The sequence below is a fragment of the Algisphaera agarilytica genome, assembly GCF_014207595.1.
GTDB lineage: Bacteria > Planctomycetota > Phycisphaerae > Phycisphaerales > Phycisphaeraceae > Algisphaera > Algisphaera agarilytica.
On record NZ_JACHGY010000001.1, the window covers coordinates 3,432,546 to 3,451,918 of the forward strand.

The following is a 19,373-nucleotide window of genomic DNA, read 5'->3' on the forward strand; positions in this document are numbered from 1 at the left end:
CGCCCCCGCCGCCAAGGTGATGGACGGCAGGGGCGGAGCGTTGTGGGAGCTACCCACACCGGCATTGATATTGTAAACGGCTGTTGGTCGGGGCCGGGTAGTTCATTTCACCCACGGTAAATCATCCACGCTTCGCCCCAAGTCGTGGTCGTGGCCATCGTCGTGACGGCTTTGCTCGGATTCACGCCAATGCTCGAACGCCTCGGCGAATCGGGGATCAAACTCCACGCCCGCCCGCCCCATGACGTCGTACAAGGCAAACAGCGGCGCTGCGGCTTCTAGCTCCATGCCCTCGGCCACATCATCCCAACACCACGTCCACAGCTCCCACGCTCGCCGCAAGGCGTCTGGCGTCTTTCCAGGCGGATCGGGGAAGCGCGGAGGATCGAAGTTGACGGGCCATGGCGGTGGGTAGTCTTTAGGGGCTGGCCGGTCCCGGCGTCGGCTGTTCTGTGAGATGTCGTATCGGGCCTGATGGAGAGGGTCGTTAAAGCGTCTGCGTTCAGCAGGTAGAATCGGGGTAGCTGTCATCGGTGGTTACCTCATCGATGGTGGTCAGAGCCGCTTTGGTGTCCTACCACCGTTGCGGCTCGCTTATTTGGCGGGTCCGACGCTCGGACCGCTCACTTGTCATACAACCAGCGATAAACGTGGTCGCTCACCGCGCGTAGGGCGGTGTAGTCTTCTTCCTCGACGTAGTGTTCGAGCATCTCGCCGTCGGCGTGACCCATAATGACTTTGACGGCGTCGCTGTTGCCGCTGCGCTTGCCGATGGTGGCGAACGTCGTGCGGAACACGCGGAAGCCCCAACCCTTCGGGCGGTCGATCTCGGCCATACGGCAAAGCACCAGGAACCGCTGGAACACGTCGTCGTAGTGGACCACGGCTTTTATTTCACCCCGGTCGCCGCGCCGTACCTCGCCCGCACTGGTCAGCGGTCGCCCTGTAGGCGACAGGAGCAGCTTGTCGGCGTCCCTTGGGTTGGTGGGGGTGGGGCGGTCGGCCTGTGCCTCGTCAATGGCGTCGAGCGTCTCCTGCCATACGGGGCAGATACGCGGCACCATCGTCTTGGGGCGGGGCATATCGATCAGCATAAGGTCGCGGTCGATGTGGGCTTCCTCCAGGTCGCCGCAGTCGGTCGCGCCGAAACCGCAGTTGATGGCCAGCAGGATGCAAGCACGGTCCAGGGGGGTGCCGACGGCGAGTAGCTTGTGAATCTGTTCGGGCGTGAATAGCCGCTTGCGTCCCTGCTCACGCGACTGGCGCAGGGATCGTTTCAGGCTCTTGACTGCGAAGTTGTTGCCGAAGCGGGGGGCGTTGGTAAGTAGCTCGGCGTCCTCATACGCCCAGCGGAACACGGTCTTGATGGCGTTCGTGTAGTTCGCCATCGTCTCGGGCCGGTAGTTCGCCTTGAGCCGGTTCCTGAGCCGTGCGAAGTCTGCGGGCTTCAGGTCGTCGGCGTCCGTCTGAGCGCCCAGCACATCGGCCACAATGGCCCCTGCGCGGCGGTAGCGGTTGAATGTCGCCGCACCGATGCCGCCCTCGGTCACTTGGTCTAGGTCGCGTCGCGTCTCCCTCACGTCGGCCTCGCGGTCGGCGAGATATTCGTTGAAGATGCCCGCAACGGTCACGCTGCCAGACGACGGCGAAGTGTTGGCCGGTCGCCCGGCGTGTAGATCGGCGGCGACAGCGAGATAGCGGTCGAGCGCCCCGTCGGGGGCGTCCCAGCCCCCGAAGTAGTGAATCTTGCCGAGTATTTTCTTACACCACTGCCCATTCTTGTGGGCGGTCATCTTTGTGACCTTGGTGTGGGGCCATTTGGGCTTCCGTGCCTGATTTGCCATCTTGGTCGCTCCGGTTGTCGTTCCGGTTGTCGCAATCTGAGTTTGGATTGCGAATCGCCTTGTTTTGTAGGCGATATGCGATTATAGCAATACCCTCGACAGGATTCGAACCTGTGACCGTCGGCTTAGAAGGCCGGTGCTCTATCCAGCTGAGCTACGAGGGCGTGGCCCCCATGATATCGACCGGCGGGATCGGGATGGCGGTGGTTAGCCACAGCACCCCGGGACATGGAACCGGGGCGAAAGGTGGGGCGGATTTACCCGTCTTCGGGCATCACGACGCCGATGGTCAGTAGCAGGTTGGCGTAGATCGCCTGCTCGCCGGTGGCGATGACCAGGGCGAGGTCGGGCTTCTCGGCCAGCGCGTTGAACTCGGGCTTCTGCAGCTGGACGAGGTCTTTGTGGAAGTCGGCCCGGTCGGCGAGCGTTTTCTTGTACGTCTCCCAGATCGGCGGGTCGTGGTCCATGGTGAACTCGCCCTCGAGGTTGGGCGCCATGACGGTGGCCTCCTCGATCGGGATGAGGTCACAGAGCATCTCAAGGACCGTGTTGCCGTCGAGCAGGCCCGGGCGGTAGTTGGCCCAGACGACGTCCACGCCGGGGAGGGGCTTGGTCGTGTGGGGGTAGTTGCCGTCGCTGATGAGCACCGTCGAGAGGTGGCCCGCCCGGCCGAGGCTGGACAGGAGTTCGGGGTGCAGCACGGGGAGCTTGAGCATGGGCGGTCTCGATGGATAGAGCGGTTGGCGAAAACTGGATGCAGCGAAACGCCTGGGCTTAGCAGACGATCGCATCCTGGTTCTCCGGGAAGCCGCGGGTGAAGTTGAAGTTGTGCACGGGCTTGAGCATCTCCAGCACGGCGTCGACTTTCTCGGCGTCGTAAGGGGCTTCGACGGCTTCGATGTTGGCGATCATGTTGTCGGGGTTGGCTGAGCCCACGAGGGTGCTGGCGATGCGGGGCTCGCGGCAGGAAAACTGCATCGCGATCTGGGTGATGTCCCAGCCCTTGTCCTGGCACTCCTTGATGACCTTCTCGCAGTGGCGGGCGAGCTGCACCGAAGCGGGGTGCCAGTCGGGGCAGCCACGCGGGGTGAGCAGGCCCATGCTGGTGGGCGCCGAGTTGATCACGCCGATGCCGCGGCTCTCACAGAGGTCAAACATCTCGGCCAGGGCGTGGTCGTTGAGGCAGTACCGGCTGAACGACAGGATCGTGTCGATCATGCCCGGCTCCGAGCGGTTGATCGTCTCACGCAGCACCTTGAGCGGCAGGCCCGTGATGCCGACGTAACGCACCAAACCCTCGGCTTTGAGCTCGTGCAGCGCGGGCAGGGTTTCGTTGACGATCTGATCGACATCCGCAAACTCGATGTCGTGGCACTGGATCAGGTCGATGACATCGACCCGGCAGCGTTCGAGGCTTTCGTGGACGCTCTTCTTCACACGCTCGGCAGAGAAGTCGAACACGCCGTGGTCGTACTGGCCGACCTTGGTGGCGAGGTAGAACTTGTCGCGGTCCAGGGTTTCCAGGGCCTTGCCCAGCACGGTCTCGGCCTTGGTCACGCCGTAGTACGGCGAGCAGTCGATGAAGTTGATCCCCCGCTCGACGCTGACGTGGACCGCCTCGATGCCGCGGGCCTCGTTGATGTCGCGGAACACGCTGCCCAGCGACGAGGCGCCGTAGCTGAGGATCGAGACTTTCATGTCGGTGTTGCCGAGCTGGCGGTATTCCATGGCGGAGGTCCTGGGGGGTTGAAAAGCTTGGGTTAAGTATATAACTTGGGCGGAATGTATCGTTCAGGGCGAGCCGAGGCAAGCCCAGGCGGAGCCCACCTCATGCCGTCGGAGAACGGTGGAGTCAAAGCCCGCGCGGCCGAGGCACAACTGTACTTCAAGTTGAAGAAGTTGGCCGAAATTGACGCCGCGGATTAAATCCTTCACGCCCGATTTTGATTATCCTGCCCCGGCGATCGCGGCCTTCCTGGCCCGCACGAAACACGGTCAACGCCTGACCCGCGCACCGCGATCCCCAGCGACTTAACCATGCGAATCATCGACGCCCACCACCATTTCTGGAAGTACACCGCCGAGGAGTTCGGCTGGATCGACGACTCGATGAGCGCGATCCGCCGCGACTTCCTGCCCGCCGACCTGAAGTCCGCGATGGACGCGGCGGGGGTCGATGGCGTGATCAGCGTCGAGGCCCGCTCGATCCTCGGCGAGACCGGCTTCCTGCTCGAACACGCCCGCCAGAACCCCTGGGTCTACGGCGTCGTCGGCAAGGCCCCGCTCTCCCAAGGCAAGTCCGCCGTTGAGGAATACCTCGCCAAGACCCTGCCCGGAGCCGACAAGCTCGTCGGCGTCCGCGACGTGCTCCAGGGCTCGCCGATCGAGGTGTTTTCCGATGCAACGTTCAACGACGGCCTCTCGGCCCTCGCCCCCCACAACCTCGTCTTCGACCTGTGCATCTACCACAACCAGATGCAGGCCACGATCGAACTCGTCGACCGACACCCCGAGCAGCGCTTCGTGCTCGACCACATCGGCAAGCCCAACATCAAGGACAACGTGCTCGAGCCCTGGGCGACGCAGTTCCGCTCGCTCGCCGAGCGGGACAACGTGTTCTGCAAACTGTCGGGCATGGTCACCGAGGCCGACCCGACAAACTGGACCGCCGAACAACTCCAGCCCTACTTCGACACCGCGCTCGACGCCTTCGGACCCAAGCGCTTGATGTTCGGCTCGGATTGGCCGGTGTGCCTGGTCGGCGTCGAGTACCCCGATTGGCTGTCGACCGTGAAGACGCTGGCCGACGGGCTCAGCGAATCCGAGCAGGCCGACTTCTACGGCAACACCGTGCTCAAGGCCTACCGCATCGACGCCGACTGAACGAACCAAACCATCGCCCCCAAGCAACGGCCGTGACCGCGGCCCGCCTCCACTCACCCCAAGAATGGCAACCATGACTGACTCGAACTCCAAAGCAATCAACCTCGGCCTGGCTCCCTCCTTCGGTTTCGGCGACCGCCTCGGCTCCGCCACGCCCGGCCACCTCGCCGCACTCAAACGCACCGGCGGCCACATCCGCGGCATCTTTGCCCAGCAGTCCATCCGCGAGATGGCCCGCACCGACCGCCAGCCCGACCAGGTCATGACCGCTGCTTCCGAAGCACTCGTTGCCGCCGGTTTCGATGAGCCCTGGGGCAGCGACGCCGACCACCTCAAGACCCCCGAAGACGTCGAGCGGATGGCCGAGGCGAAGTTCACCTTCTTCACCATCGACCCGTCGGACCAAGTCGACCAGAAGGCTGACAACTACTCCGCCGAGGAAGTCGAAGCCAAGTACGAAGCCCAGCCGTGGGTCGACCAATACCTGGGCAAGACCATCCAGGTGCCGGGCGGCCCCGAGATCGTCTTCGACGAGCTCACCGTCAAACGCGCTGCCGTGAAGTACGGCAAAGCGATCCAGCACTCCGTTGAACTTGCCGCCGTGATCAAAGCCGCCGCCGAGAAACGCAGCCAGGACCACGAGATCGAGATCAGCGTCGACGAAACCGACCAGCCCACGACCTTGGCCGAGCACTACATCATCGCCGACCAACTCATTCAGGCGAAGATGAACCTGGTCAGCCTCGCCCCGCGTTTCGTGGGCGAGATGGAAAAAGGCGTCGACTACATCGGCGACCTCGATGTGCTCGAGAAATCCCTCGCCGACCACGCCGCGATCGCCGAGCATCTGGGCCCGTACAAGCTCAGCCTCCACTCGGGCAGCGACAAGATCTCGATGTACCCCGCCTTCGCCCGCGCCACGAAAGGGCGGTTCCACGTCAAGACCGCGGGCACCAGCTATCTTGAAGCGCTGCGCGTCATCGCCCGCCACGACGAGCGTTTGTTCCGCGACATCGTGACCTTCAGCCGTGATCGCTACGACACCGACAAGGCGACCTACCACGTCCACGCCACGCTCGACAGCGCTCCGCCGGAAGATCAGGTCGAGTCGCTGGAAGAACTCGAGCGTGAGTACCTCGAACACTGGTCCGAGGTCCCCGCGGGCAAGGGCTTCACCAAGGCCGGACGCCAGATCCTGCACTGCACCTTCGGCTCGGTCGTCACCGACCCCAAGCTCGGCCCGGCGTTTTTCGCCTGCCTCGAAGCCCACCCCGACACCTACACCGAGATCCTCGACGACCACTTCGGCCGTCACCTCGAAGCACTGCACGCGGGTCTGTCGTAAGACGTATCCGCCCAACGTTTAGCGGGCGGCACGAAGTGCCCCGCGGTTGGGTATTTCCAACGGCCGCGGGACGCTGCGCGTCGCCCGCTAAACGTCATGCTTCGCCAACCAACGGATATGTCCAAGCTCCTCGCCCATCAGCGTGAGCCGGACCATCTGCAACGCGCACTTAGCCGCACGGTCCCGGACGCTGGTGCGGTTGCCGATCAGCCGTGCGAGGCGGGCGGTGGTGCCGTTTGGTGTCGCCAAGCCCAGCCACACCGTGCCGACCGGTTTTTCTTCCGTCCCCCCGCCGGGACCCGCGACGCCCGACACCGACACGGCGTAGTCCACGCCGCTGCGCTGCTTAGCGCTCTCAGCCATCGCGATGACGACTTCTTTGCTGACTGCGCCGTGGGCCTCGATGACGCCGGGGCGTACGCCGAGTTGGCTGGTCTTGAGTGCGTTGGAGTAGGTCACCCATCCGCCGAGGTACGCAGCGCTGCTGCCGGGAACGTCGGTCAGCATCGAGCCGATCATCCCGCCGGTGCACGACTCGGCCGTGGCGACGGTTTTGTCTTCCTTGAGCAGGAGCTTGACCAGTGCGGTCTGCAGCGAGGTGTCGTCTCGGCCGAAGACGGTGGGGCCCATCACGTCTTGGACTTTCGTTACGGTGTCTTCGAGTTGTTGCTGCGCTTCGTCCACGTTGGGGAACTCGGCCCGGACGCGGACCGAGCAGATGCCATCCGAGACCGTCGTGCCCACCACCGGGTTGCGGTCGCGTTGCATAAGGTCGCCCAGCCGCGTGGCCACGTCGGATTCGCCATAGCCGAACGTGTTGATCTTCGTCGCCAGGATGACCTTGCTCTCGGCTGCGCCCGCCTCGGCCAGCTTCGTCTGCACCGCGGGGATTACGTCCGCTTCGATCATCGCTTTCATCTCACGCGGCACGCCCGGCGTGACAAACACCTCCGCCCGGTTCAGCGTCGCGCGGATGCCCGGTGCCGTGCCGCACGAGTTAGCGATCATCGTTGCGCCCGCCGGGCAAAACGCCTGCACCCGGTTGCGGTCGGCCATGGTGTAGCCCCGCTTGGCGAAAAACGCTTCGAGGTCCGCCATGCTCTCGGCGTCCTCCACCAGTTCCACGCCCATCGCTTGGGCCAGGGCTTGGCGGGTCAGGTCGTCGTCGGTCGGGCCGAGTCCGCCGGAGATCACGATGAGGTCTGCCTTGGTCGACGCCCAGCCAATGCTCGCGGCGATGAGGTCCTGGTCGTCACTCACCGTCTCATGCAGCACGGTCGAGATACCCAGCGTCGCCAGCTTGGCGGCCGCCCAGGCGGAGTTGGTGTCGACGGTCTGACCCAGGGCGAGCTCGTCGCCGATCGAAAGAAGAATCGCTTGCATGGGGGAGAGTGTAGTCGCCGCGAGAGCGGCGGGGCGGGGGTGTAGTGTGGCTAGATGCAAAGCGGGGCCGCGAAGGCGCTAGGCGCTAGTGGTTAGGCGCTAGGAGAGAGTTCGGACTGTTGACCGAGATGCAAAGTTTCTCCTAACGCCTAGCGCCTAATCCCTAGCGCCTACCCAACCCCGCTCTTAGCCTAACGCTCCCAAGCGGCGCACCCCCGCTCACGTGCTAAACTACCCCCATGACAGCGACTCTCATGGACGGGAAACGGGTGGCCAGCGAGACCCTCGCCGCGGCCGAGAAGCGGGTGGCGAAGATCAAGGAAGACACCGGTGTCACGCCGTGCCTCGCCACGATCCTCGTCGGCGCGGACCCCGCCTCCATCACCTACACCCAGATGAAACGCCGACGCTGCGAAGGCATCGGCATGATCTCCCGCAAGGTCGAGCTCCCCGAGGACACCACCACCCAGGGCCTGCTCGACGTGGTGAACGAACTCGGCAGCGACCCGTCGGTCCACGGCATACTCCTGCAACACCCCTCGCCGCCGCAGGTTGACGAACGCGCCGCGTTCGAGGCCATCCCCGTGGGCAAGGATGTCGACGGCGTGACCTACGGCAGCTTCGCCCACATGTGGTTCGGCGAAGGCGGCTTCGCCAGCTGTACGCCCGGCGGCATCGTGCGTCTGCTCGATGCGTACGACGTGCCGATCGAAGGCAAGCACGCCGTGGTCATCGGCCGCAGCGCCATCCTCGGCAAACCCATGGCCGGGCTGCTGCTCGACCGCAACGCCACGGTCACCATCTGCCACAGCCGCACGCAGAACCTCGCCGAGATCGTGAAGCAGGCCGACATCGTCGTGGCCGCGGTGGGGCGGGCCGAGTTCGTGAAGGGCGACTGGATCAAACCCGGTGCCGTGGTCATGGACGCGGGCTACAGCGACAACAAAGGCGATGTCGAGTTCGAGACCGCCAAGGAAGTGGCCTCGCTCATCACGCCCGTGCCCGGCGGTGTGGGCCCGATGACCATCGCCACGCTGATCGACCAGACTGTCGACGCGGCTGCCAAGCAATTGGGGGTGGCGTGATGTCGCAGTTCAGCTCATCCAACTACGAAGTGCAGAAAACCTCCGGCGTGTGTGCGTCCACGGGCGAAACCCTCGAGCCCGGCGACGGCTGCTACTCGGCCCTGGTCGACATCCCCGCCGAGGAGCGCGAAGCGGGCGACCAGCTCGGCATGAAACGCCTGGACATCTCGATCCCCGCGTGGGAAGAAGGCTTCCGCCCGCCGCACCTGTTCAGCTACTGGAAGACCACGATCCCGGAATCCAACGCGAAGAAGAAGACCTTCGTTGATGATTCGGTGCTGCTGAACCTGCTGCGTCGTCTCGAAGACGCGACCGAGCCGCAGCGGCTGGCGTTCCGCTTTGTCGTGGCCCTCATCCTGATGCGCAAAAAACTGCTGCGCTACGACGCGACCGAACGCCGCGACGATCCCGAAGGCGACGGCCCGGTCCAGGAGTGGTGGCAGTTCACCCCCAAGCTCGACGTGACCAAGGGGCACTTCGGCAAGTGGAACGAAGACGAGCAGATCAACGTGCTCGACCCGCGTCTCGACGAGTCGCAGATCGAACAGGTCACGTCGCAGCTCGGCGAGATCCTCGAAGCGGAGTTGTGAGACTGAGCGGTTTTGCCGCAGATTCCGCAGATGTCGCCGATTCCAAACGATCAGGGAAGGCAAGGATGCTCCAAAACCCAATCCAATTTCCGGTCTTGAATCTGCGTGCATCCGCGAAATCTGCGGCGACATGCTGTCTTGTGGCTGTTTCTTTGTTTTTGGTCGGTTGTAACCCGGGGCAGATTGTTCCGGACGATCTGAACCCTCCGCCGATCGAGACTGAAGATTTAGAGTTGCCGAACTACGCCGAGTTGGTGGGGCGGTACAACCAGAACGCGACTGCGTTGGAGCGGGTGTGGGCGCGGACCAAGGTCGAGATGCGTTGGCGGGACGGGAAGAACCGCAAACGCCGAGAATCCGGGGATGGGCGGCTGATTTTCGAGCGTCCGCTGAATACAGCCTGGACCGTGGAGTTGTTGGGGGACGTGAAGTTGTGGGCGGGGTCGGATGTCAACGGGTTCTGGATGTTCGACTTGCTCGACGAACGCCGGGCGTACTACGGACGATACGGCCAACCGTTGGTCCAGCCCCTGCCGCTGCCCGTGCAGCCCGAAGCGGTGCCCTTTCTCCTGGGGCTGATGCCGATCGATGCGTCGCGTCGACCCTCTGCCCCCGAGGTCGAGGTGTTTAACGGCTACTTCGTCATCGAACCCCCGGCGCTCAACCTCCGGTTGATGCTCGACCCCGTCACGGCTCGGCCCGTGCGTATCGACTTGACCGACACGACGGGGGGCAGTGTGCTCACCTGTATCCTCACCGGTGAGATCGCCGTGACCAACGAGGCGGAGTTGGAGGTGTATCTCCCCGAGACCGCCGAGCTCTACCCGCAGGGCGACGAGTCGCGTCTGACCGTGACCTTCAAGAGCGCGACGTCCAACGAAGACAAGATCAAACGCAAGTGGTTCGACTTCGACGGGTTGGCCAAAGCGCTCAAGCCCAAAGAGGTGATTGATCTGAATCAGCCGTGAGTTGTTCTCTGTTTAGCGGGCGATCGCAGATCGCCGGGGGAATAATCACGGCGATCTGCGATCGCCCGCTAAACGGCAACGTCGATGATTAAGCCTGCGACATCTCGTGCTTGAGCACGCGCAACTGCACCGGTAGAGCGAACTTCATGTCCTCTTCGATGATGTACGACTCGTCGATGTGGCCGTCGTGTTTCTCGACGAGCGTTTCGATGACACCCTTGACCAGGTCTTCCGGCGCGGAGGCGCCCGCGGTGATGAGCACGGTATCGACCCCTTCGAACCATTCGTCGCGCAGCTCGGACGCATCGTCGATGAGGTGTGAAGGTGTGCCGTCGGTGATGCTGATCTCGGTCAGACGGACGGAGTTGGACGAGTTCTTGCTGCCCACCACGATTGTCAGGTCGGCACACGGCGCGAGTTGACGCACCGCGTGCTGGCGGTTGGTCGTGGCGTAGCAGATATCTTCCTTCGGCGGGGCGGTGCACCAGTGGAACTTCTTCTTGATGGCCGCGATGATCACGTTGGCGTCGTCGACACTGAGCGTGGTCTGGGTGAGGTAGATCAGGCCCTGCGATTCGGGGAAGTCGAGCTTGTCGACGTCTTCGGGGGTCTCGACGATGTGCATGACCTCGGGCGCCTCGCCGTAGGTGCCGATGATCTCCTGGTGGTCGGCGTGGCCGATGAGCAGGATCTGTTTGCCCATCTTGGCGTAGCGGCGGGCTTCGACGTGGACCTTGGTCACCAGGGGGCAGGTCGCGTCGATCATGCGGAGGTTGCGGGCTTCGGCATCGACGCGGACCTGTGGGCTGACGCCGTGGGCGCTGAACACCACGGTGTTGTCCGGCGGGACCTCGTCGATGGATTCAACAAACGTCACGCCCTGCTGCACGAAGCGGTCGACCACGTGCTTGTTGTGCACGATCTCGTGGTAGACGTACAGCGGTGTGCCGATGAGGTCGACCAGTTCCTGGACGGTATCGATGGCCATGTGGACGCCGGCACAGAAGCCGCGTGGGTTGGCGAGGATGATCTGCATGCTCTGATTTTAGCCGGTTCTGTAGGTCAGGCATGTCTGCCTGACATCGGTTTGCTTTGAGGCCGCGTCAGGCAAGCATGCCTGACCTACGAAACGACGAAGTCATTGCAGCACCAGTTCGGTAACTCGTTCGATCGTGAGCCAATCCATGCCCGTCGGTTCGTCGGGGGCCACTACGGTCACCTCCGGGCCACGCGGTGCCCAGACCTCGGGGTCGGTCGGGCCGAACAGGGCGGTGGTGGGCAGCCCGAGCTGCGCCGCCAGATGCGTCGGGCCCGCGTCGTTGCCGAGGAATGCAGATGCTCCCAGCAGCTGCTCGACCAGGTGCTCGATCGAGGCGCAGCCCACCGCGTGGTAGCGTTCGTGCCACTGCTCAACCACCTCCTGCTGCCAACGCGAAGCCTCGGCCTCGCCGAAGATCACACGCACCGAACGGTGCTGCTCGTGGCAGCGATCCAGCAACGCCTCGAACCGCTCGCGGTGCCAACATTTTTCACGCGTCCCGCTCCCGGGGTGGATCACCAAAGGCCCATACGGATCACTCCGCCGCGGCACCTCGATCTCGGCGAGGGCGATGCCGTGGCTCAGCAGTTTTTCGCGGTGCCAATCCGCAAGGTGCCCGTACCACTCCTTCGGCGGGCGGGTATCCAGACACACCAAATTGCACTGCGGGGCCAGCCGAACCACGTGCTCCGCCCAGGGATCGTCGTCGCGGCTGACAAAACTGATGACGGTCTTTGCGTCCTCGAACAACTCCGCCACCGCCGGGCTCAGCGTGTGCGGCCCGTCTTCGCTGTGCAGGCGGGTGAACTCGAACAGCTCGATGTCCATCGCCGAGACGTCTTCGATCAGAGCCGAGGCCAGCCGCCCGCGTGACCACGGCGCGACGAGCGTCGTTGGCCCCTCAAGCCCGCGCAAGAGCGGCAGGATAAGGGCAAAGTCCCCCAGTGCGGCTTGATGGAATACCAGATTCATTCGGTGCTCGGGTAACGTTCAAGACGCGGGCTCGGGCGTTTCGTCCGCCTTCGGCCCCACCAGCAATCTCGCCCGCTCCACGGCCGCCTTCGCGGCGCTGAACGGCTCGTTGTCCGACACGATCACGTTCTCCTCGCCCAGATCGTCAACGAGCCCGTACTCACGCATACGATCGTACATCCGAGGCCGCAATCCACAAAGGATCAGATGACGATCGGCCTTCTTCATCTGCCGGTTGAACTGCTCGATCACGTGCATGATCGTGGCGTCGACCATGTGGGTCCGCTTCAGCCGCAGGATCACCGCCCGGGCGTCGGACGCCAACAAGTCGTTGAAACGGTCCTGGAGGTCGTCTGCCGCGGCGAAAAACAGGTTGCCCTCGACCTGGAGGAAGACGATATCGGGGTCGGCGTCGTGGTCGGCATCGCCCTCGCCGCAGATGCTCTGGGGCTTGTCGCCCTTGAGCGGCCGTTCGATGAAACCCGAGGCCACGCCGGGCGTCCGCACCATCTCGGTGATGTAGAGTTGGCGGGCGCGTTGCAGGTACAGGGCGATGGTCAGGAAGATCCCGACGAACACGGCGATCTCCAGCGACAGAATCAGCGTCGCGACGAACGTCCCGATACAGACCAAATGGTCGGCCGGGTTGCTCTTGGCGATGCGGCGCACGTAGTCCAGGTCGATCAGGCCGTAGGCGATCACGAAGAGGATCGCGGCGATGCTGGTCATGGGGATGTACCGCGCCGCGGGGGCGAGCGCGATGAAGATGACGGCGACAAACACCCCGGTCATCAGCCCGGCGAAGCGGGTCCGGGCCCCCGCCGCCTCGTTGAGCGCGCTGCGGGAGTAGCTGCCGGTGGAGGGGATGCAGCTGAAGAAGCCGCCGACGACGTTGGTCGTGCCGACGCAGAGGAACTCCTGGTTGGCGTCGATGCGGTCGCCCGAGCGGGCGGCGAGTTTCTTGCCGATGCCGTAGGCGTCGAGCATGCCCACCAGCGCGATCGCCAACGCCGGGGCAAACATCGGGCGGTACGCGTGCCAGTCCAGCTCCGGCAACGCCAGCTTCGGCAGCCCGCGGTCCAGGTCGCCAACCAGCGCCAGGTCCGCCTCAGTCCAGTTCATCAGATACACCACCACGCCCCCCGCGACGGTCGCCAACAGGTACGACGGCAGCCACTTGCTGATGCGCTTGCAGACCAGCACGATCGCCAGGCTGAACAAGCCCACCGCGATCGGCTCCCAGCTGATGTGCTGCGCGTTCAGCCGGATCGCCTGAAACAGCCGGTCGATCTTCTCGCCGACGCCCTGGAAGTTGCTCGAGGTGTCCTGCAGGCTCACGCCGATGAACGCGGGCACCTGCCCGACCGCGATCAGCACGCCCGCCCCGGCACTGAACCCCACGATGACCGAGTGGCTGACGAACCGCACCAGCTCGCCCATCCGCGCCAGCGCAAACAAAATCTGGATCAGCCCCGCGAAGACCGTCAGCATGATCGCGACCTGCAACACCTGCCCCTCGGTCACGGCCAACGCCACGAACCCGCTGCTCACCAGCAGGCTCATCGTGTTGGTCGGGCCCAGCGAGAGGTGCGGGCTGGAGGTCAGAAACGCCCCAACGATGGCGCCGACGATCGCGGTGTAGACCCCGTAGATCGGCGGCACCCCGGCGATCGTCGCGAACGCCATCGACTGCGGGATCGCGACCATCGCCACGGTCAGCCCCGCGATGGCGTCGCCGCGAAATTGGGTCGGGTTGTATTGGCGGGTCGTGCGGGCCAGGGACGTCCCGGCCGACAACACCGGCGAAGCGGCGAATCGGCAGCCGGCCACGCAGGTCTTGGATGTACGACCGAAGAATCCCATGCCCTCAGACTAGCAACTCCGCGCAAACGGTGCCCCTCGCGGCTGTTGTGGGTGCGACGCGTCCGCTCGACCTCGCGGTGAATCACGGCCGATAACGCAAAACGCCCTCGGATTCCGTGATTCAAATCAACGGGTTTGTCCTCGCGGTCGCCTTAAGCGGCCCCTCCCATTCGCCGATCCACCTGAAGAGGCCCGTCGTCCCGAAGACGACCCCTCTCGCCGTGCGGGACCCCATCAATCCGGGGGTTTCGAAATGCACGGCGAAGCACTGGAGAGGAATCTGCCGCCGATGGCCAAATCGACCCGCGTGAAAACCGATCTTGAGTTGTATCTCAAGCAGATCGACGAGTCTCCGTTGCTCACCGCTGACGAGGAGAAGTACCTCGCCCGCAAGATCATCAACGAGGGCTGCATGGAGTCGCGCGAACGCATGATCCGCAGCAACCTGCGTCTCGTCGTCGCTATGGCCAAACGCTACATGAACCGCGGCCTGCCCCTGCAGGACCTCATCGAAGAAGGCAACGTCGGCCTGATGAAAGCCGTCGAGGGCTTCAACCCCGACATGGGGGCCCGCTTCTCGACCTACGGCTGCTGGTGGATTAAGCAGGCGATCAAACGCGCCCTGATCAACGCCGTGCAGCCCATCCACATCCCCGCCTACATGGTTGAGCTGATCGCCAAGTGGAAGAAGGCGTCGCGCGACCTCGAAGAAAAGCTCGGCCGCCAGCCCACCATCCAGGAGCTCGCCGAGGAGATGGACCTGCCCGCCAAAAAGGTCCGTATCATCCGCAAGGCGGTCAAGGCCAGCCAACGTCCCAGCCAGACCGGCAGCGGCGAAGACGGCGAAGGCCCGTCGCTCGACGAGATCGTCCGCGACGAACGCAACCTCCGCCCGGACGAACAGGTCCTGCTCGACGACGATCTGCAGACCATCAGCGCTCTGCTCGACGCGATCGATCAGCGTGAAGCGACCATCCTCCGCCTCCGCTACGGCCTGGACGGCAACGAACCGCTCACCCTCAAAGAGATCGGCACCCACGTCGGCCTCACCCGCGAACGCGTCCGTCAGATCGAGATCGAAGCGCTCAAGAAACTCAACCAACGCCTCGAATCCGATCGCCCCCTCGCCGCCGTCCGCGCCAAGGCGGACATGGAAGCCCGCAAGTCGGCTTGATTCTTTTGCCTTACCCCCTCTCCCTCCGGGAGAGGGTTGGGGTGAGGGCGCTTGCCGTAGTGTTATTGATGCGGCTTGTCTTGAGCGTTACAAACCACCGGCTTGCTGCCGCAAGGTCTTCCATGCCTGCTTTTTAGCCGCATCCTTCTCATCTTTCGTCCGGGTGAACCCGACAACCAAGATTCCGATTACCGTAAGAGGGATGCCGACGATCGCACCTATACGAGCTTGCTTTGCAAGCCAATTCAGGATGGGCGTGATGTCGTGATTTGAGTTTTGGGGAAGCATGGCCAGCATGAGTGCGGCTGCGACAGGTACCCCGAGAACAACAACACCCGTAACCAGTGTGATTGCGCCGTAGCGCTGCCCTGGGCGGCGAAATCTGGCTCGCGTTTGCGAAGTGAACATACCGGTGTTATCGACCAGGATCGCTACAGGCCGAACCTAGATTCACGATGAAGTTGAATCAGGCCACCTTGGTAGCCAATCATCGACGCTCAGCGTCCGCGCTTGTAGAACGGCAGCGGCACCAACTCCGCCTCCGCTTCCGACGATCCCACCGCCACGGTCACGGTATCGCCGGTGGTGGCGGTGTTGGGTTGGAGGTAAGCCATCGCGATGGGGCAGCCCAGCGTGGGGGAGAGGCAGCCGCTGGTGACCGTGCCTATGACCTGGCCGTCGCGTTTGATCTCGGCGCCTTGGCGGGGGGTGCGTTGGCCGTCGATCTTCATTCCCACGAGGGTCTTGGGCGTGCCCTCGGCGTTGATCTTTTCCAACGCGTCCTGGCCGATGAAACGCGGGATCTCGACGTCGTCCTCGTCGGTGACGTGTTTTTCCAGCGAGACCGCGAAGCCGAGCCCAGCACTCAGCGGGTCGGTTTCTTCGTCGAGCTCGTGGCCGTAGAGCGGCATGCCCGCTTCCAGACGCAGCGAGTCGCGGGCACCCAGGCCCGCGGGTTTGATCGCGGCGGCCTCGCCCTTCTCTTTGAGCAGCAGCTTCATCGCCATGCCCGCCATGTTCGCGCCGAGGATCACCTCGACGCCGTCTTCGCCCGTGTAGCCCGTCCGGCTGACGGTCATCTTCAGGATGAGCAGGTTCTTCAGGGCGAAGGTGTAGTTCTTGAGGGTGGGGATTTCTTTGGAGAACTCGCCGATCTTTTCGATGACTTCGGGCCCTTGCACGGCAAGCATCGCGGTGCCTTCGGTGATGTCTACGAGTTTGATAGCGAAGCTGCCCGATTCTTTCACCGCATCGAAGTGGGCGAGCAGCTTGGTGCGGTTCGACGCGTTGACCACGAGCATCCAGTGGTCGTCGTAGCGGTAGACCAGCACGTCGTCCTTCACGCCGCCTTGCTCGTTGCAGACCAGCGCGTAGCGGCAGGTCTTGGTCTTCATGTTCGAGATCTTGCGGGTGAGCACGGTCTCGAGGAACTTGCGGGCGTGGCGGCCGGTGATCTTGAATCGGCCCATGTGCGAGACGTCGAAGATCGAGCCGGAGTTCCGGGTGTGGTTGTGCTCGTCGATGATCGAGCCGTAGTGCAGCGGCATCTCCCAGCCGGCAAAGTCAACGAGCTTCGCGCCGTTCTCGGCGTGGAATTTTTTGAACGGGGTGTCAAGCAGGGCCAAGGGCAAACTCCATGGGCCGTTGCAGCGGAGCCGCAACGAACGGTGGGGCGGGGTACGAGTCAGATAAGCGTCAGCAGTAGCGAAGCGAGACGCATCGATCCGCGGAAGATCGGGTCCCACGACACACAGCCGGAGCCGATCACGAGCAAGGCCCCGCAGAGCAGCGTGGTAAACAGACGCGAACGCAGAGCTTTGGTGCGGGGACGGATCATCATGCCGTGCATGATAACGATGCGGGGGTGCGTGTGGGGGCGTTCAACGTGCCGACGTGAAGCTTGCCTTAACCCCCTCTCCTACCGGGAGAGGGCTGGGGAGAGGGCGGGTTGAATACTTTGTGTGTTGGCTTCGTGAAGACAGAAGCGCGAGTGCCCTCTCCTGTGGGGAGAGGGGACCAAGGCATTATTCAGCGTGAACGATCGGCGACGGTGTCGGTCGTGACTTCGGTGTCTTCTTTGGTCGGCACGCCCAGGTAAATGAGGCTGCGTTCCATGACGCGTTTCACCGCCGGTCCGCTGACCACGCCGCCGTAGTGCGTGTATTGGCCGTCGACGATGCGCTTGGTCGTCTTGTGGACGAAGCAGCCGACCACCAGTCGCGGCTGGTCGACGGGGGCCCCGGCGATGAACGAGGAGCTGTAGAGGTTGTCGTGGTAGCCGCCGTTTTTCAGGTCGGGCAGCTCAGCGGTGCCGGTCTTGCCGAACAGGTCGTACAGGTCCGATCGGGCGCGTCGGCCGGTGCCCTCGGTGACCACGCGGGCCAACACCTCACGCACGTTCTCAGCCACGCGGGGCGACAACACGCGGGCCGTGATGTTGGTCCGCCTTTCATCTTCCGTGTCGTCGGCGCGGGCTTCGATGGTGGGGTTGACCAGCACGCCATCGTTGGCCAGCGCGCAGAACGCACGGGTGACCTGTAGAGGCGTGACGGCTATGCCGTGGCCCATGGGCATGCGGGTCAGGTCGGTCCAGCTCCATTTGGACACGGGGCGGAACATCCCTTTGATCTCGCCGGGCAACTCCGAGCCGGTGACCTTGCCGAAGCCGTAGCTGTCGAGAATCTTGTGCAGCGCATCCATGCCCATGCGTTCGGCGACGACGGCCATGCCGATGTTCGACGACTGCACGAGGACCTCTTCGTAGGTGATCTCGCCGTGGCCCTTCCCGGGGCCGTAGCTCGAGTCTTTGAGCAGCGGCCCGCGCTGGGGTTTCCACATGCCGTCGTCGGTGGTGTCGATCATCTCACTGGCTGTGGCGTAGCCGCCCTCGATCGACGCGGCCCAGACCAAGGGCTTGACGATCGACCCGGGCTCAAACACGTCCGTGACCGAGCGGTTGCGCTGCGCGAGCTTGGCGTCTTCACGGAACCGGCCCTTCTCGTCGCGGAAGTCGGCGGGGTTGAAGAACGGGTAGTTCGCCAACGCCAGCACCTCGCCGGTGCGCGGGTCCATGATGATGAGCTGGCCCGATTCACCCTCGAACTTAGTGACGGTGGCTTCGAGCTCTTCCTCGGCGATGGCCTGCAGATTCAGGTCGATGCTTAGCCGGATGGGCTTGCCGTCGGCCTGGAGCTTGTAGTTCTGGTTGGCCAGCCAGAGCCGGTTGCGGCCGCGGTCGTAGACGAAGGCGTGCTGCCCGGGGTCGGGGGCGAGGCGGTCGTCGTAGGCGCGCTCGAGGCCGTCCAGGCCCTTGCCCTCGTGGCCGATGAAGCCGACGAGCTGCCCGGCAAGCTGGGCCTGCGGGTAGTCGCGGACAAGGATCGGGTGCGACGAGAGCCCGCGCAGCTCTAGCAGCTCCGGCGTCTGCTGGTACAGCTCGTAGGTCTCCTCGGGCATCTGCTTGTCGATCACGATGTACCGGCTGCCGCGGCGTTTGAAGAGCTGCTGCTCGATCCACGCGGGGTCGTAGCCGAGCGTGTAGCCGACGGTCTCGGAGAAGGTGTTGGGGTCTTCGACGATGTCGGGGTCGATGAACAGCCGGTGGGCGACGCGCGTCGTAGCGAGCACACGCTGACGGCGGTCGACGAGGCTGCCGCGACGGGCGTCGAGGTCGCGTGTGCTGATCTGGGTGTCGATCATCGCGGCGATGCGCGGGCTGGGGTGTTGCTGGAGCTGGTACACCCGGCCGAGCAGGGCGAGCAGGGCGATCGTCACCAGCACCATCGCCACACGGCCAACGCTCAACGCTCGGCGGTTGTTGCGTTCCAGCGCCGCGGTGTCCGGGACCACACGGGTCGGACTCTCGGCGGGGTCGCGGGGGCTAGGGGGCGTGGGGTCAGTCACGGCTGGGCGCGTGTTCCGGGGCGTGGGCGAAGTGCGTCGGGTCGGGCCAGGGCGTGGGGATGGCCCCGTCGTCGGCGGGGAGTTTGAGCGGCTCGAGGTCCAGCCCGATACGCTCGACCGCCTCGTCCAACGCCACGGGGTGCGAGCCCTCGGCGATCTCGGCCTGGGCGTCCCACGTCGCCTTGCGGTCGGCGTCCATCTGCACGTGCAGGTCCGACATCGCGTGCAGCGTCTGCAGGCGCTGCTGGTGCAACCCGAGCAGCGCCCCGGCGATCAGCGCGATGCTGGCGATACTGAAAAAAAGCTTGGGGAGCATGGCGTGGC

General features: G+C 64.1%; 19 protein-coding genes and 1 tRNA gene. 6 read left to right on the forward strand and 14 right to left on the reverse strand.

The genetic code is table 11. The features are described 5' to 3' along the window. Positions 1-102 precede the first annotated feature (102 nt). From HNQ40_RS14905 to HNQ40_RS14925, 5 genes are all read right to left on the reverse strand, one after another. The gene (locus tag HNQ40_RS14905; protein ID WP_221435554.1) at positions 103-288 is read right to left on the reverse strand and encodes a hypothetical protein; all 186 of its coding nucleotides are present in this window, start codon (positions 286-288) and stop codon (positions 103-105) included. Positions 289-623: 335 nt separating this feature from the next. Next, positions 624-1,793, reverse strand: a complete 1,170-nt coding sequence (locus HNQ40_RS14910) for a tyrosine-type recombinase/integrase (RefSeq protein WP_184678626.1) — start codon at positions 1,791-1,793, stop codon at positions 624-626. Between the two features lie 141 nt (positions 1,794-1,934). Then, a tRNA-Arg gene (locus HNQ40_RS14915) sits at positions 1,935-2,008 on the reverse strand. Positions 2,009-2,101: 93 nt separating this feature from the next. Next, the gene (locus tag HNQ40_RS14920; RefSeq protein WP_184678627.1) at positions 2,102-2,560 is read right to left on the reverse strand and encodes an RbsD/FucU domain-containing protein; all 459 of its coding nucleotides are present in this window, start codon (positions 2,558-2,560) and stop codon (positions 2,102-2,104) included. Between the two features lie 58 nt (positions 2,561-2,618). After that, positions 2,619-3,572 (reverse strand): aldo/keto reductase, encoded by a 954-nt coding sequence (locus tag HNQ40_RS14925; protein WP_184678628.1) that lies wholly within the window; start codon positions 3,570-3,572, stop codon positions 2,619-2,621. Positions 3,573-3,881: 309 nt separating this feature from the next. Here HNQ40_RS14925 and HNQ40_RS14930 point away from each other — a divergent pair, with 309 nt between their 5' ends. Beyond that, on the forward strand, positions 3,882-4,727 hold the full coding sequence (locus HNQ40_RS14930; RefSeq protein WP_184678629.1) for an amidohydrolase family protein: 846 nt from the start codon (positions 3,882-3,884) through the stop codon (positions 4,725-4,727). A 73-nt stretch (positions 4,728-4,800) separates the two neighbouring features. Beyond that, positions 4,801-6,072 carry a tagaturonate epimerase family protein gene (locus tag HNQ40_RS14935; RefSeq protein WP_184678630.1) on the forward strand — a complete coding sequence of 424 codons (1,272 nt, stop codon included), beginning with the start codon at positions 4,801-4,803 and terminating at the stop codon, positions 6,070-6,072. Positions 6,073-6,159: 87 nt separating this feature from the next. Here the strand turns inward: HNQ40_RS14935 and HNQ40_RS14940 are convergent, their stop codons facing one another. Further along, positions 6,160-7,455, reverse strand: coding sequence for a competence/damage-inducible protein A (locus tag HNQ40_RS14940; protein ID WP_184678631.1), 1,296 nt, complete (start codon positions 7,453-7,455; stop codon positions 6,160-6,162). Between the two features lie 239 nt (positions 7,456-7,694). On the opposite strand from HNQ40_RS14940, the gene HNQ40_RS14945 reads away from it, so the two are divergent. The 3 genes from HNQ40_RS14945 (at position 7,695) to HNQ40_RS14955 (ending at position 10,098) form a co-directional block, all read left to right on the forward strand. Then, positions 7,695-8,540: a bifunctional 5,10-methylenetetrahydrofolate dehydrogenase/5,10-methenyltetrahydrofolate cyclohydrolase gene (locus HNQ40_RS14945; protein WP_184678632.1), complete on the forward strand. Its 846-nt coding sequence runs from the start codon at positions 7,695-7,697 to the stop codon at positions 8,538-8,540. Next, complete coding sequence (locus tag HNQ40_RS14950; protein ID WP_184678633.1) at positions 8,540-9,130, forward strand: hypothetical protein; 591 nt, start codon at positions 8,540-8,542, stop codon at positions 9,128-9,130. The genes HNQ40_RS14945 and HNQ40_RS14950 overlap by 1 nt, the downstream gene beginning before the upstream one ends. A 233-nt stretch (positions 9,131-9,363) precedes the next feature. After that, complete coding sequence (locus tag HNQ40_RS14955) at positions 9,364-10,098, forward strand: hypothetical protein (RefSeq protein WP_184678634.1); 735 nt, start codon at positions 9,364-9,366, stop codon at positions 10,096-10,098. A gap of 88 nt (positions 10,099-10,186) precedes the next feature. Here HNQ40_RS14955 and ispH read toward each other — a convergent pair whose 3' ends face one another. The 3 genes from ispH to HNQ40_RS14970 form a co-directional block, all read right to left on the reverse strand. Further along, a complete protein-coding gene (gene ispH / locus HNQ40_RS14960; RefSeq protein WP_184678635.1) occupies positions 10,187-11,134 on the reverse strand; it encodes a 4-hydroxy-3-methylbut-2-enyl diphosphate reductase in 948 nt (315 codons plus the stop codon). A 102-nt stretch (positions 11,135-11,236) separates the two neighbouring features. Continuing rightward, positions 11,237-12,109: a glycosyltransferase family 9 protein gene (locus HNQ40_RS14965; RefSeq protein ID WP_184678636.1), complete on the reverse strand. Its 873-nt coding sequence runs from the start codon at positions 12,107-12,109 to the stop codon at positions 11,237-11,239. Between the two features lie 18 nt (positions 12,110-12,127). Further along, positions 12,128-13,972, reverse strand: coding sequence for a SulP family inorganic anion transporter (locus tag HNQ40_RS14970; protein ID WP_184678637.1), 1,845 nt, complete (start codon positions 13,970-13,972; stop codon positions 12,128-12,130). A gap of 289 nt (positions 13,973-14,261) precedes the next feature. On the opposite strand from HNQ40_RS14970, the gene HNQ40_RS14975 reads away from it, so the two are divergent. Beyond that, entirely contained in the window at positions 14,262-15,146 is an 885-nt protein-coding gene (locus HNQ40_RS14975; protein ID WP_184678638.1) for a sigma-70 family RNA polymerase sigma factor, read from the forward strand. Positions 15,147-15,233: 87 nt separating this feature from the next. Here the strand turns inward: HNQ40_RS14975 and HNQ40_RS14980 are convergent, their stop codons facing one another. The 5 genes from HNQ40_RS14980 to HNQ40_RS15000 all read right to left on the reverse strand — a co-directional run bounded on the left by HNQ40_RS14980 (position 15,234) and on the right by HNQ40_RS15000 (position 19,365). Beyond that, positions 15,234-15,554 (reverse strand): hypothetical protein, encoded by a 321-nt coding sequence (locus HNQ40_RS14980; protein ID WP_184678639.1) that lies wholly within the window; start codon positions 15,552-15,554, stop codon positions 15,234-15,236. Positions 15,555-15,643: 89 nt separating this feature from the next. Continuing rightward, positions 15,644-16,771 carry a glycine cleavage system aminomethyltransferase GcvT gene (gene gcvT / locus HNQ40_RS14985; RefSeq protein ID WP_184678640.1) on the reverse strand — a complete coding sequence of 376 codons (1,128 nt, stop codon included), beginning with the start codon at positions 16,769-16,771 and terminating at the stop codon, positions 15,644-15,646. Between the two features lie 59 nt (positions 16,772-16,830). After that, a complete protein-coding gene (locus tag HNQ40_RS14990) occupies positions 16,831-16,986 on the reverse strand; it encodes a hypothetical protein (protein WP_184678641.1) in 156 nt (51 codons plus the stop codon). 188 nt (positions 16,987-17,174) lie between these two features. Next, a complete protein-coding gene (locus tag HNQ40_RS14995) occupies positions 17,175-19,049 on the reverse strand; it encodes a peptidoglycan D,D-transpeptidase FtsI family protein (protein ID WP_184678642.1) in 1,875 nt (624 codons plus the stop codon). Further along, positions 19,042-19,365, reverse strand: a complete 324-nt coding sequence (locus HNQ40_RS15000) for a hypothetical protein (RefSeq protein WP_184678643.1) — start codon at positions 19,363-19,365, stop codon at positions 19,042-19,044. Before HNQ40_RS15000 ends, HNQ40_RS14995 begins: the two co-directional genes overlap by 8 nt. Between the last annotated feature and the right edge of the window lie 8 nt (positions 19,366-19,373).